Here is a 13674-nt window from a genome sequence, read left to right as displayed (position 1 = left end):
GTTTTTATTTCTTAATTAATTTAGCACTTGCTGTTTTATTGGTATCTGTTTTTATGGTAATTAAGTAAGCTCCCTGAACCAAATTCTGGGTATTAATCTTAGTTACTTTGTTTATGGTTTTCAGATTTTGAAGCTGTCTTCCAGACATATCATACAACAGAATATCTGCTTCTTTAAAGTCGTTAAATCCGATTTCTACATAAGCATAATCTGATACTGGATTCGGATAGATTTTGATATCATATTTTTCAATGAGCTGGTCAACCTGTTTGTCTCCCAGTTTAACAATCTTCCAGTTTTCTTTACCCAGTTCTTCTGCGCTGGTTCCTGCCAGAATAATTGAACCGTCTCTGTTCAGCTTTAAATCAGAAAGTCTTTCTTCTTTTTGCCTGGATTCACCTTTTACGTGTTTTCTCCATTGTTCATTGCCATTCTGATCCAGATACAACATCCAGAAGGTTTCATCATCTGTTTGGATTCTTCCTTCAGCTTGGGTGTAACCTCCCAACAGAATTCCTTTAGACTTCTCGCTTCCATCTTCCAGCCTCCCGTTTACCACACTCATCCCCATCAAAATGTCTCTGTTTTTGAAATTATAGGATTTCTGCCACTGTTCATCACCTTTTTCGTTTAAAGCAATCAGCCAAAGGTCTGTTCCTTCTTCCAATCCAACGGTTTTATTTCCTGATCTTTCTGATCTTGATTCTCCACCAATGATAAAGCCATTTGAAGTTAAGGCCAAGGTTCTCAAATGATCATCTCCTTTGCCTCCGAAGTTCTTTTCCCATTCCACTTTTCCATTTTTGTCGAGCTTTACGATCCAGTAGTCACCCTCACCGAAGTTTTCAGTTTGTTTCGAGTTTCGGGATACGGGGTTCGGGTTTTGAACGTTTGATGCAGAACCCGCACCTCGCATCCCCGAACCTTGTTCAGATCCCGAATCACGAATCTCGGAACTCCTCGAATAAATCCCAAGTAGCGCACCTCCATCTCTCGTTGGAATCATCTTTTCCACTTCATCCAAGCCTTTTCCGCCTAAAATCAATTGTGAAAACTCTTTTCCGTCTTTGTCGAGTTGTGTGATCAAAATATCTTTAGAACCATAACCTTTTGGTGGGGTTTGTATATTTCCGGCAACAAAAAATCCGAAGTCTGTAGTCTGGATAACCGCTCTGGCTTCTTCATCCGAAGAGCTTCCTAAGGTTTTCTGCCATAGTTCATCTCCAAATTCATTGATTCTGATCAGCCAGATATCTGAACCGCCTTTGGAATCGTCTTTTTTGTCCAATCCTTTTCCGGAATAAGATGTTCCAGCTAGTAGAAAACCTCCATCCTGAGTGGTAACAGTAGCAGACAGATAATCATGGTTTTGTCCTGAAAAATATTTCTCCCAGACTTCTTGACCCTGCTGATTGAGTTTTATCAAGTGAAAATCATAACCGCTGTTTTGCTTACTGACTGAAGCCTGCTGCTTATTGCTTTGAATAGAACTACCTGTGATCAGATACTGTTGATCTATGGTTGTGGTGACCTGGCTTAGAAAATCCTGGGTAGAGGATTGGATGTCCTTCTGCCACATCACTTCCTGGGCAGATACACCTAGGGCTGTGCATAGAATGAATGCACTGAGAGAGATTTTTTTCATTCCCGTGTTTATTTAAGTTGACATAGTTATTATGATAGATCATGGTTAGATTGTTTTTTTTATCCTTATCCGTTTCTGAGAATCAGATCCCTTTATATGGTAAAGAATATTTCAAATATAATATTCTTTAGGTACAAAAAACAGTGTATTTTTTATGCATAAACATCGAACTGAATGTGTACACATGAAATTGGTTTTTAAATATTTACAAAGGAGTTGAAGAGTATACACCGAATGGATGTAACTGAATAAAAATTTCATAGTTATTGTTTTTTAGCCTTAATGGGCTTGTTTATAGAAATCTTATAAATTTAACGTTTTTTAACATGTTTTAGCGGATATTAATTTGATTTAATACAAAAATATTCTCTTGAGGCGACAGAACTTGTCGTGATATTATATTTAATTAATACATCCAAGATATACTGTGAAGAGAAAAGACTTTCACAAACGGAACTTGCTATGATGATAGGGAAGGATAGACAGTATCTCTATAAAATTGAAAAAGGAAAGGTTACTTCCAGTATTTTCACTATATCTGTTATAGCATATGCATTAGATATTTCATTGGCTGAGCTGATCGGTGACATACAAGTATGAAAATATCTATGCCATAACTCCTGAGGAATGATCCGCTATACTTCCTGTTGCAGAAGACAGGACATTGATCTCATTATTCATTTTTAAAACACCCATAAAGGCAAAAATCAGGGCCTCTTTATAATTGATGATCTCTTTTTCGGGGATGATCACTTCGGCTTGTGTTTTCGCTCTTATTTTTTCAATTAAAAACGTGTTGTAAGCACCTCCTCCGGTGATAAGGATGTCTTTTATACTATACTCATTAATGACATTGGCAATCTGCTGGGCAGCATGTTCTGTAAAAGTAGCCAGTGCATCCAATGTTTCAATATTTTCAAGAAGCGGAAATATATGTTGATGGCACCATTCTATTCCCAAAGATTTTGGATGTGAAATTTGATAGAAATCCAGAGTGTTAAGCTGATTCAGCAAAGTTTCATCTATTTTCCCTTTTGCTGCCAATGCTCCGTTTTCATCAAAATTTTTATGAAGCTGTTGGGCTAAATAGTTCAAAACAATATTCACCGGAGCGATATCAAAGGCAATTCTTTTTCCTTCCGAACGTAAAGAAATATTGGAAAATCCACCCAGGTTCAGACAGGCACTGTATCCGGAGAAAAGTAATTCATCACCTATAGGGACCAGAGGAGCTCCATTTCCTTTCATCAACACGTCCTGACTTCTGAAATCATAGATAACAGGGAGTCCGGTTTCCAGTTTTATAGCCTTACCATCACCAATCTGTAGGGTAAATTTTCTCTTAGGCTGATGAAAAACTGTATGGCCATGAGAGGCAATCAGGTCGATGTTTTCAAGCTGATGCTGATGAATAAATTTTTTAACCTGTTGTCCAAGATAAAAACCATACTCTGAATGCAGTTCCAGCAAATCTTCGGAAGAAAGATGAATAGAGTTTCTAAGTTGGGTTTCCCAATCCTCAGAATAGGAGAGTGTCTCGGCTTTCAGGATTTGAAAGGTCCATGTGTCCCGCTTTTCAAATTCAGCAAGACAGATATCCAAACCATCCAGACTTGTCCCGGACATCAATCCAATAGCCAGAGCTTTCATTGTTTTTGAAATTATTTTTTATTCTCAGAAATTCTTTTAGAACTGAAATCTCCGGAGTTGTTATAGAATGTGTATTCGGAAAAGTCATCCTTGGCGGTCATTCCGTTGGCACCTACCAGTGTAGAACCGTCTTCCATGGTAACATAAACTGTATCTTTGGTATAGATTCTGTTTTTTTTCTGATCCCAATAGATACTCTGCATGGCAAATCTCTGTCCTTCATTGGTTTTTATCCTTACATCACCTTTAGCTTCATAGAATTTTTTATATTCAAAAATACGGGCATATTTGGCGGTAATCCTTCCAGGAACTTTAGGTTTCTTTTTATCAAAAAACTCAATGTCAATTCCTTTTCTGGCTACCACGTATGGGCTGTCAATCAGCTCGTATTTTTCAATAATGGGCGCTTTGGCTTTTAACGTAATAAAGCCGGAATCACGCTGTATAATATTGGCATTGTTGATGATCTGTGAAGGAAAGTTTTTGCTTTGGCTGCCATTTCTTTTGGTAAGATCTTCCTCACAGGATGTCAATATAAAAAATATAGCACAACTAAAAAGGCATGCTATATTTTTATATGATATTTTTTTTGAAAAGTTCATTTTAGTTATAAAGAGTCTTTCTGAACCACTTATCAGCAAAATTAAAGCCGATTCTCAGGTTGACGAAATTCTGGTTGATCAGGTTGTTTTGAAGAGTTCCTCTCTTACCAACTTCTAATCCGATTTCAAGACCACTCATTCTGGTGATACTACTATTCTTAAATGGTAACATTACTCCGGCAGAAATACCGAATTTGTTAATACTGTTCCCTTCCAGGTTTAGATTTCCTCTTTCATAGAATGCTCCATATCTATAGATTACTCTTGAGAAGTAATTTCTAAAGTTGTTATAATTTGGAAGGTACCAACCCCCTGCAGAAATTCTGTAAGTATCCTGGTAACTGAAATCTTTACCAAAATAAGAGATATCTTCTCCTTTTTTATAGTCTACCTGTCCTGATACAAACCAATGGTTCTCACTTCCGTATCCAACCCCTAGTGAAGCCTGTAATGGAAGAAGGTTTTTAGATTTTGTTTCTTTTTGTTCGATGATTGTTTCTGAACCAGAAAGTTTAGTGGTTTCCTGAGCATCAGAATATCTGTACGTACTGTTGGTGTACTGAGTAGTCATATTACTTGTATTCCCAAAAGTAGCAGTAGCACCTACTGTAAACTTCTTATCAGTACGCGTATTTAAAGTCTGGTAGCTTGTACCCAGTGTAAAGTTAAAGTTTCGGACTCTGTTTTTAGTTTCATAACCATTAACATATTCACCGGCATACGTACCAAGATTGTTGTTGTAAGCACGGAATTCATTAAGGTCATTAAGGTCTCCAAAATAAAGATTGGCTTTTGCCCCTACAGATAATTCCTGATTAATTTTATAAGAAACAGCAAGCTGTGCCGTGTTCAAAGTTCCGCTTCCCTTAAAGTTATTTCTGTAAAGAGGAGTCGTGTTATCACTGGCAAGCTGTTCTGTTACGATGTCGTAGCTTTTAGAACTGTATGGCTGATAAGAGATTCCCATTTTCACTTTTGAAGATAATGGAAATGCAATCGAAATATTGGAAAGATACGTAGAATGCTTTGTAGATTTCATATCGTTATAGTTCGATTTGAAATAATTGTTTTCGTTGGTAGCTTCCAGTCTGATACTCGTAAGTTCAAAATTGGCGTTGTTTGCCGGGTTGGCAAAATTGAAACTACTGGTAAAATCACTAATAAAAGCAGTAGATATACCTCCCATAGAAGTAGTTTCGATCGTATTATCATATTTCACATCTCCAATTCCATAAGTTGCATAAGGAGAGTTGCTTAGACTCTGTGCATTCAGAAAATATCCAACTGATATGAATGATACTACAAAGATTTTTTTCATTCTTTATTTTTAAAACAATGCGCAAATATCTTAAATATTAATGAATTGTAAAAATTATATGTGGTTAAAGTTTGTTAAGGGCTTTTCTTTACAAGAAAAATGCAAATTTTCTGTAATAAAAATAATAATTCTGTTTTGTAAAAAAGACTGTCCTATGATGAACAGTCTTAGTTTATAAGAATGAGTATTTATCCTATTATTTTACCTGGAGAACAGAACGGCTGTGGCTGAAACATTCAAAACTGAATTTTCCGTGATATTTTCCCATTCCCGAAGTTCCTACTCCTCCAAAAGGTAAATAATGAGAACCCACGTGGATAATGGCACTGTTGATCTCAGCATCTCCGCTTGTGGTATGGTTTAAAACATAATCGGCAAATTCCTGATCTTCTGTGAAAACATATAATGCTAGAGGTTTAGGACGGCTGTTGATTTCTTCCAATGCTTCCTCAATATCATTATAGGTTATAACAGGAAGAATAGGACCGAAAATCTCTTGCTGCATTACCTGATCATCCCAGTTCACATTATCCATTAAAGTGGCTTCAAAGTGACGGCTCTCAAGATCGTAATTTCCTCCGTAGATTACTTTTTCAGGAGCTGCCTCCAGATAACCTGCCAGATGTTTAATCTGGTTCGGGCTAACAATCTTTCCGATTTTTCCCAGAGAATTGCCTTCATACGCTGTATTTAAATGCGCTTTGAATTTTTCTATAAAAGAATCTTTTACAGATTCATGGATATAAATATAGTCAGGAGCCACACAGGTTTGTCCGCAATTAATCCATTTTCCGTAAGATATTCTGGCTACAGCTTTATCCAGATCTGCATCCTTATGAACAATCGTAGGTGATTTTCCTCCAAGTTCCAGAGTAACCGGAATTAATTGTTCAGCAGCAGCTTTCATGACAATTTTTCCAACATTGGGACTTCCTGTAAAGAAAATATAATCAAAAGGAAGACTTAATAATAAGGTATTCTCTTCAATAGCGCCCTGAATAACTGCGACATAGGATTCATTAAACGATTCTTTCACAATATCTTCAAGCACCTGAGCAACATGGGGAGTATTTTCTGAAGGCTTTATGATTGCGGTATTTCCAGAGATCAAAGCTCCGATAAGCGGACTGAATGTCAATTGAACAGGATAGTTGAAAGGTCCGATAATATAAGTAACTCCATAAGGCTGATAGGTTATTTTGCTCTCAACTTCAGCGCCTGAAGGATGTGGTTTTGAAGGTACGGAAGTAGGTTTTGCCCATTCATCAATGTTTTCCAGCAAATAATCAAGCTCACTGATTACTATTTGAATCTCCACATATTCCGCTTCTTTTCTGCTTTTCCCCAAATCTATATCCAAAGCTTCACAAAGAGCATCGGTATGGTGAAGAAAAACGTCACGGAATTTTCTTAATTGTGCTTTTCTGAATTCAATATCTTTGGTCTGATTGGTTTTGAAAAAGGCTTTCTGTTGCTGAAATATCCCTCTGATTTTTTGTTCCAGGTTTGTATCCATTCGTATGTAATTTTAATATTTGAATTGGTGTGAAATGGTAATAAATTTACGAATAATTTCACGTGGCAAATGTATTGTATAAAATTACATTGTGTAAAATTTAATTTCATGTTTTATTCTAATCCTATTATTGATATTACCTATAATATGAGGTATTTCTTTTGAACCATTAAGATTATGAAGGTGCCAAGAGTGTTAAGATAAGCTTCGCTTTAAGCTTAAAATCAGAATGATTCATCTTAACTATACTTTATTTCTTCAATCCTTCTTAATGGTTTTATTATGTCCTGTATTTTTATAGATTTAAAGAAACTCAAATGTATAATCTATATTTTTATGCATTTTAAGCAGACTTAATTTTATGAAATGAAATAAGATTTTTTATCTTTGAAACATGAATTGGGAGAACATCGCCGGACAGACGAATCTGAAAAAACTTCTTAGGGAAAGCATTGCTGAAAACAGAGTGAGCCATGCCCAACTTTTTGTAGGAAAAGAGGGATACGGAACACTGCCTATGGTATTGGCGTATGCACGGGAAATTTTCAGTCAGGAAAATGAACATGCTGCAGCGAAGGTGGAACACCTCAATCACCTGGATCTGCATTTCAGTTTTCCGGTTTTTACGGACAATAAAAACTCATTAAGCAAAAACAAATTTGATGAGTTCAGAGAAATGATCCTGGCTTCTCCTTACGCAAACTATGATGACTGGACTGCCTTTTTAGAATCGGAAAATAAACAGTTATTTATTTCTGCAGATGAAGTGGATGATCAGAATCAAAAGTTTTCTTTAAAAAGTTTTGAAGGAGGAACCAAAATTCTTATCGTCTGGAGAGCAGATAAAATGAATGTAGCAGCTTCCAATAAGTTTTTGAAATTCTTAGAGGAACCCCCAGCAAAGACTGTCATTCTTCTTACTGCTGAAAGCACAAACGACATCCTTCCTACTATTCTTTCCAGAACACAGATTGTAGAGATCCCGAGAATTAATGATGAAGATATTGAAAATCATCTCAAAAAGAATTTTTCTGTTTCTGAAGAAAAAGTGAGAGAGATTGTTCATGAAGCACAGGGAGATCTCAATGATGCCATAAAACTGTTGAATTCTGGAGATAAAAGCAATGAGTTTGAAAAGCTTTTTGTACAGTGGGTGAGAGATGCCTTTATGGTAAAAAAGAAACCGGAATATCTTAGAAGCATTATTGTCTGGGCAAGAGAAATTGCAGGATGGAACAGGGAGAAACAGAAAAACTTCCTTAATTATTGTTCTGAAATTTTCAGGCTGGCATTGCTTCAGAATTATCAGTCTGAGAATCTGGTTTATAAAAAGATCAATGCGAACGGCTTCAATTGGGGTGGATTTTCAAAATTTATCAATGGTGCCAATATAGAGAGTATTTTAGAAGAAATTAATACAGCCGATCTTCATCTGACCAGAAACGGAAATCCAAAAATTGTCTGGACGGATCTGGGAATTAAACTATCAAGATATATACATAAAAACACATAAATAAAACTCTGGTTAATGCCGGAGTTTTGTTTTTATGATAAAGAGATTGCCATTTCGTTTCTACTTTCCCTCTTTTTTTATACATACTTCAATGTAAAAAGATCTTAAAACTAAAAATTTTCCATTGAGTTTTTTCTCAATTATTAAATGAATATGAACTTATCCTGAGCTTTATTTCATTAAAAACACCTTTCCTTCGGTTTTAGTATCTATTATAGAAACTGTCTTTTCTTTGCAATAAATTAAATCTATATAAAAAAATCAATCAATCGTTTGATTTGAATGAAAACTTGTGTACATTTGCGCCCTGAAAAATGAACACTAACATGATTTCAAAAGAAGAAAATATATTATTTGCAGCCGAGAAGCTTTTTGCAGAAAAGGGATTCGAAGGGACTTCCACCCGAGAAATTGCAAAGGATGCTAATGTAAACATCTCTATGATCTCGTATTATTTTGGCTCTAAGGAAAAACTTTATGAGAAATTAGTGGAATACAGAATGAATGAAGGTCAGTTTTTTTCAAAAGATCTTTTGGGAAGAACAGATATCAACGAGTGGCAGAAAATTGAAAAAGTCATTGATCAGTTTTCTCACAAGATCAGAACTCAAAAATGCTTCTACAGAATTATGCAGAGAGAGCAGCTGCATACAAAGAATCCTCAGATTGTAGAATTTTTGAAGCAAACCAAAATGGGATTCCTTTCTATGTATTCCCAAATATTGGAAAGTGGTCTTAAAAATGGAATTTTCACCAAAAACCCACCTATTTATCTGCTTCATTCCACGGTAAGCGGAACCTTATTTTATGCATTCAATGCGAAAGAAATGTATAAAGAGTTCCTGAATGAAACAGAAGATGAAGAAGCTTTTGATGAAAAATACTACACAGAACTTAATAAACATATTAAATATTTACTAAAAGACCTTTTAGGTTATGAAGAGAATAAATAACTCAGTGATTGCATTATCACTATTCGTAGGAATAGCAAATGTAAATGCTCAGGAGAAAAAAACACTTTCTCTTGACGAAGCCGTGCAGCTGGGAATCCAGAACAGCAAGAATCTCAAGATCGATGCAGCCAAGATCGAAGAGGCTACAGCTGATCTTTTGGAGGCTAAAAACAGACAACTACCGGAATTAAAAGTGTCAGGTAGCTATATGTACCTTCCGGTAAAACCGAATGTTGATATCAAACTTCCCGGTCTTTCAGGCGGAGCAGGCGGTCCTGAAGTACATCAGGTACTTTACGGTTCGGCTAATCTTAGCGTTCCAATCTACAGCGGCGGAAGAATCAAATATGGGATTCAATCCGCTAAATATCTGGTAGAAGCTTCTAAACTAAGCACTGAGAATGATAAAATTGCCATTGCTTACAACGTTGCTCAGGCTTATAACAATCTGTTTAAAGCGAACCAGTCTATCAAGGTTTTTGAAGAAAATCTTGCCGCTTCTCAAAAAAGAGATGAAACCTTCCTGAAAATGGAAAACAACGGATTGATTGCAAGAAACGACAGATTAAAGGCTAACCTTCAGACTTCAAATATTGAACTTCAACTATTAGAAGCTAAGAATAACTACAATATTGCCAACATCAATATGGATCTTTTATTAGGTCTTCCTGAAACTACGGAACTTACCGTAGATGAAAATTATATAGAGGAAGGATCAGACGTAAAACCTGTTGATTTTTATGTGACCGAAGCCAGAGAAAACCGTAAAGATTTACAGGCTTTGGCTCAACAGAGAAAAGCGGCAGAATTGGGGTCAAAAGCAGCAAAAGCAGAAAATCTTCCTTCTATTGCCTTTACAGGAGGTTATGTAGCAGCTGATATTCCTAAGTTTCTTACCGTATACAATGCAATTAACGTAGGAATCGGAGTTTCTTACAACTTATCTAACCTGTGGAAAGAAAATTCTTCATTGAGACAATCGCAGGCGAGAGAAAAACAGCTTGCTGCTACGGATGAATTACTGAATGATAACATTAAGCTTGATGTAAACAGAGAATACCAAAACACAGACTATTCAAAAAAGAGAATTGCTGTTTTCGAAAAATCTGCCGAGCAGGCTAATGAAAATTACAGAATAACAAAAAATAAATACGATAACGGTCTTGCAACCATGACTGAATTACTGGATGCAGACGCGGCACAGATTGCTGCCAACGTTGGAGTGATCAATGCTAAGGCAGATGCTGCACTGGCATACAGAAAACTATTACAGACAACAGGAACTTTAACAATTAAATAATCAGATCGAAACCAAAATGGAAAATAATAATACACAGGCAGCTGAACCTAAAAAGAAAAAAAGTTTAGTTTTTCCTATCATTTTAGCAGCAGTAGTAATCGGAGGAGGAATCTACGGTTACAGAGCCTTTACTTATGGACAGTATCATGAAGAGACAGACGATGCTCAGATTACTTCCAATATGGCACCGGTAATTTCTAAAATCTCCGGCTATGTAGCTCAGGTAAAAGTAAAAGACAACCAGTTTGTAAAGAAAGGAGATACATTGGTGATTTTGGATAACAGAGATCAGAAAATGGCTCTTGACCAGGCTCAGGCAGCATTATCTACAGCTAAAAGTAATATCTCCAATGCAGAAGCTACTACCACAGCGACTTCAAAAAATATAGGTTCTTCAGAAGCAGCGGTAGTAACTGCTAACGCTCAGATAGAAGCAGCAAAAGTAAACGTTTGGAAAACTTCTCAGGATTTGAAGAGATATGCTAATCTTGTAAAAGATCACTCTATTACAGAACAGCAATATGAGCAGGCTTTAGCGGCAAAACAATCTGCAGACAGACAGTTACAGGTTTTGGTTGACCAGAGAAATCAAATTGCTCAGCAAACTCACATTGCTTCTTCTCAGACGGCTGCAAGCTCACAACAAATCAGTGTAGCAGGATCTGTAGCTAAGCAAAGAGAAGTAGATGTAGAAAATGCAAAACTGAACTTATCATACACCGTAATCCTTGCTCCTGAAGATGGATACGTAGGAAAAGTGCCTACACAGGCAGGTCAGTATCTGCAGGCTGGGGCACAGTTGTTTGCTTTGGTTAAAAACGACCAGAAGTGGGTGGTAGCTAACTTTAAGGAAACGCAGGTTGATAAAATGGTAGAAGGCCAGAAAGTGAAAATTGAGATTGATGCCTTCCCTGATAAAGAATTTGAAGGTGTAGTAAGCTCTTTCTCTCCGGCTACAGGAGCTACTTTCTCTATTCTTCCTCCGGATAATGCGAGTGGTAACTTCGTAAAAGTAGTTCAGAGACTTCCTGTAAAGATTGATTTTGTAAATCTTGATAAAGATATTGCCAAAAGACTGAGAACAGGAATGAACGTGAAAGCAGAGGTTGCTTTGAAATAACATTTAAAATTGTTGAAAGTCAATGAACTTCGTAGTGAAGAATGAATCAGTTTTGTTACCTGTTTAAAATAGACTGCTTTACAATTCACCATTCACTTGCGAAACAAAATTCACCATTGATTTTTTACATCGAAAAAAACTTATGCAAGATTCATTAGTAGAATATGGAGCGCGTAGAGTAATCATTACGATTACGGCTATCCTTTGTGCCCTTCTCGAAATTGTAGACTCCACGATTGTCAATGTTGCCTTGAATGAAATGAAGGGGAATCTTGGATCTACACTTTCTGAAGTGGGTTGGGTAATTACGGCTTATGCCATTGGTAATGTAATTATAGTACCAATGACGAGCTGGCTTTCCCAGCAGTTTGGGCGTAGAAATTACTTTGCGGCATCCATCATTATATTTACCATATTTTCATTTTTATGTGGAAATGCGACCAATATCTGGGAACTTGTGTTTTTCAGATTGATGCAGGGAATCGGTGGGGGTGCCTTATTGGTAACTTCACAAACGATCATTACGGAATCTTATCCGATTGAAAAAAGAAGTATGGCTCAGGCTATTTATGGTCTGGGAGTAATTATCGGTCCTACACTTGGTCCACCTCTTGGAGGGTATATCGTTGATAATTTCAGCTGGCCATATATTTTCTATATTAATATTCCGATTGGAATTGCAGCAACATTGATGACACTGCAGTTTGTAAGAAGTCCGAAATATGCAGAAAAACGTAAAGTCTCGGATGTTGACTGGATTGGGATTGCTTTACTGGCAGTAACAGTAGGTTCACTACAGTTCATTCTTGAGAGAGGTCATGAAGAAGACTGGTTTGCCAGCGGAATGATTGTAGCGTTTACAGTAGCTGCTGTTTTAGGATTTATCTTATTCCTTTGGAGGGAACTTACCTTTAAATATCCAATCGTTGAGCTGAGGGTACTTAAAAATAGTAACCTAAGAATTGGAACTATGATGTCTTTCGTGCTTGGATTCGGATTGTATGGTTCTACATTTATTGTTCCTCTTTATACTCAGAGTATTTTGGGATGGACGGCACTTCAGTCAGGAGCCTTGATGATTCCGGCTGCATTAACGACGGCTTTCATGATGCCTATCATTGGTAGGTTGCTGGCAAAAGGAGCAAAACAACAGATTCTGGTTTCATTAGGACTTTTTATTTTCTTCGTTTACAGTTTCTGGGGATATAAAATTCTGACACCGGATACCAGTAAAGAAGCTTTCTTCTGGATGCTGATCGTAAGAGGAGCAGGTTTAGGATTGTTATTTATTCCAATCACCTCTTTGTCATTAAGTACATTGAAAGGGCAGGAGATTGGTCAGGGAGCCGCTTTTACAGGGATGATGAGACAGCTGGGAGGATCTTTCGGGATTGCAGCTATCACAACCTTTATTGCCAATGCAGGCCAGAAATACAGGAATAACTTAATTTCCCATCTGGACGAAAACAGTTTTGATGTCCAGCAAAGACTTGCTGCCCTTAAAGCAAATTTTATAGCGAAAGGAATGACTCCTGATGCAGCAATGAATGCCGCGTATAAAATGCTCGACCTATCCGTAACGAAACAGGCAACTGTTTTATCTTATATGGATGTCTTTCTTTACCTTGGAATCATATTCCTGATATGTATTCCGTTTATCTTACTCGTAAAAGAACGAAAGAGCAAAGAAAAAATAGATTTGAGTGAAGCTATGCACTAAATTTTAAATAAAAAAACCTTCGAGATTTTCGAAGGTTTTTTTATGCTGTTTCTGATGTAGAATAGTAAAATCCAATAACTTTTAGTTTTCATTTTATTAAATAAAAAATAATATCACTTATTGGAGAGTTTATTTATTTTTTCTAGCTTTACAATATCAAATGAAAAAATATGAATAGATTCCCTCATCTCTCAACAATCCTTTCAAAAAGGATTGACCAAAATGCAGTACCGGATTGTTATCTGAACATCAGTTATTAAAATCCATTTACCCAATAGTTTTTTACTTTGTTTTTATATTCTATAATGACAAAATTCCAGATGGATAGATGGGACTT

11 protein-coding genes are annotated in these 13674 nt (G+C 36.5%); 6 read left to right on the top strand and 5 right to left on the bottom strand.

Features of this window, described 5'->3' with window-relative positions:
• Positions 1-4 precede the first annotated feature (4 nt).
• Positions 5-1645, bottom strand: a complete 1641-nt coding sequence (locus BUE84_RS16135) for a T9SS type A sorting domain-containing protein (protein ID WP_079242563.1) — start codon at positions 1643-1645, stop codon at positions 5-7.
• Between the two features lie 462 nt (positions 1646-2107).
• Between BUE84_RS16135 and BUE84_RS25070 the strand changes: the two genes are divergently transcribed.
• Entirely contained in the window at positions 2108-2245 is a 138-nt protein-coding gene (locus BUE84_RS25070) for a helix-turn-helix domain-containing protein (RefSeq protein WP_079242562.1), read from the top strand.
• A gap of 6 nt (positions 2246-2251) precedes the next feature.
• Here BUE84_RS25070 and BUE84_RS16125 read toward each other — a convergent pair whose 3' ends face one another.
• The 4 genes from BUE84_RS16125 to mdlD form a co-directional block, all read right to left on the bottom strand.
• A complete protein-coding gene (locus tag BUE84_RS16125) occupies positions 2252-3295 on the bottom strand; it encodes an anhydro-N-acetylmuramic acid kinase (protein WP_079242561.1) in 1044 nt (347 codons plus the stop codon).
• Between the two features lie 11 nt (positions 3296-3306).
• Positions 3307-3897, bottom strand: a complete 591-nt coding sequence (lptC, locus tag BUE84_RS16120) for an LPS export ABC transporter periplasmic protein LptC (RefSeq protein WP_079242560.1) — start codon at positions 3895-3897, stop codon at positions 3307-3309.
• A gap of 1 nt (position 3898) precedes the next feature.
• Positions 3899-5215 carry a hypothetical protein gene (locus BUE84_RS16115; protein WP_079242559.1) on the bottom strand — a complete coding sequence of 439 codons (1317 nt, stop codon included), beginning with the start codon at positions 5213-5215 and terminating at the stop codon, positions 3899-3901.
• A gap of 196 nt (positions 5216-5411) precedes the next feature.
• Positions 5412-6731 (bottom strand): NAD(P)-dependent benzaldehyde dehydrogenase MdlD, encoded by a 1320-nt coding sequence (gene mdlD, locus BUE84_RS16110; protein WP_079242558.1) that lies wholly within the window; start codon positions 6729-6731, stop codon positions 5412-5414.
• Between the two features lie 394 nt (positions 6732-7125).
• Between mdlD and BUE84_RS16105 the strand changes: the two genes are divergently transcribed.
• From BUE84_RS16105 to BUE84_RS16085, 5 genes are all read left to right on the top strand, one after another.
• On the top strand, positions 7126-8244 hold the full coding sequence (locus tag BUE84_RS16105; RefSeq protein WP_079242557.1) for an ATP-binding protein: 1119 nt from the start codon (positions 7126-7128) through the stop codon (positions 8242-8244).
• A 326-nt stretch (positions 8245-8570) separates the two neighbouring features.
• Positions 8571-9197: a TetR/AcrR family transcriptional regulator gene (locus tag BUE84_RS16100; RefSeq protein WP_238594272.1), complete on the top strand. Its 627-nt coding sequence runs from the start codon at positions 8571-8573 to the stop codon at positions 9195-9197.
• The gene (locus BUE84_RS16095; protein ID WP_079242555.1) at positions 9181-10497 is read left to right on the top strand and encodes a TolC family protein; all 1317 of its coding nucleotides are present in this window, start codon (positions 9181-9183) and stop codon (positions 10495-10497) included. Before BUE84_RS16100 ends, BUE84_RS16095 begins: the two co-directional genes overlap by 17 nt.
• Before the next feature lie 16 nt (positions 10498-10513).
• Entirely contained in the window at positions 10514-11617 is a 1104-nt protein-coding gene (locus BUE84_RS16090; protein WP_079242554.1) for an HlyD family secretion protein, read from the top strand.
• Between the two features lie 142 nt (positions 11618-11759).
• Positions 11760-13337 carry a DHA2 family efflux MFS transporter permease subunit gene (locus BUE84_RS16085; RefSeq protein WP_079242553.1) on the top strand — a complete coding sequence of 526 codons (1578 nt, stop codon included), beginning with the start codon at positions 11760-11762 and terminating at the stop codon, positions 13335-13337.
• Positions 13338-13674 lie beyond the last annotated feature (337 nt).

Origin of the sequence: Chryseobacterium indologenes (genome assembly GCF_002025665.1) — a bacterium.
In the GTDB taxonomy this organism is placed as follows: domain Bacteria; phylum Bacteroidota; class Bacteroidia; order Flavobacteriales; family Weeksellaceae; genus Chryseobacterium; species Chryseobacterium metallicongregator.
The sequence above is the reverse complement of the archived record's forward strand: the minus strand, read 5'-3'. Positions and strand labels throughout refer to the sequence as shown.

What these genes read in the sequence shown, in the direction of transcription:
- BUE84_RS16135 (WP_079242563.1), bottom strand. Translation starts at nt 1,645, where the DNA reads ATGAAAAAAATCTCTCTCAGTGCATTCATTCTATGCACAGCCCTAGGT.
- BUE84_RS25070 (WP_079242562.1), top strand. Translation starts at nt 2,108, where the DNA reads ATGATGATAGGGAAGGATAGACAGTATCTCTATAAAATTGAAAAAGGA.
- BUE84_RS16125 (WP_079242561.1), bottom strand. Translation starts at nt 3,295, where the DNA reads ATGAAAGCTCTGGCTATTGGATTGATGTCCGGGACAAGTCTGGATGGT.
- lptC (WP_079242560.1), bottom strand. Translation starts at nt 3,897, where the DNA reads ATGAACTTTTCAAAAAAAATATCATATAAAAATATAGCATGCCTTTTT.
- BUE84_RS16115 (WP_079242559.1), bottom strand. Translation starts at nt 5,215, where the DNA reads ATGAAAAAAATCTTTGTAGTATCATTCATATCAGTTGGATATTTTCTG.
- mdlD (WP_079242558.1), bottom strand. Translation starts at nt 6,731, where the DNA reads ATGGATACAAACCTGGAACAAAAAATCAGAGGGATATTTCAGCAACAG.
- BUE84_RS16105 (WP_079242557.1), top strand. Translation starts at nt 7,126, where the DNA reads ATGAATTGGGAGAACATCGCCGGACAGACGAATCTGAAAAAACTTCTT.
- BUE84_RS16100 (WP_238594272.1), top strand. Translation starts at nt 8,571, where the DNA reads ATGATTTCAAAAGAAGAAAATATATTATTTGCAGCCGAGAAGCTTTTT.
- BUE84_RS16095 (WP_079242555.1), top strand. Translation starts at nt 9,181, where the DNA reads ATGAAGAGAATAAATAACTCAGTGATTGCATTATCACTATTCGTAGGA.
- BUE84_RS16090 (WP_079242554.1), top strand. Translation starts at nt 10,514, where the DNA reads ATGGAAAATAATAATACACAGGCAGCTGAACCTAAAAAGAAAAAAAGT.
- BUE84_RS16085 (WP_079242553.1), top strand. Translation starts at nt 11,760, where the DNA reads ATGCAAGATTCATTAGTAGAATATGGAGCGCGTAGAGTAATCATTACG.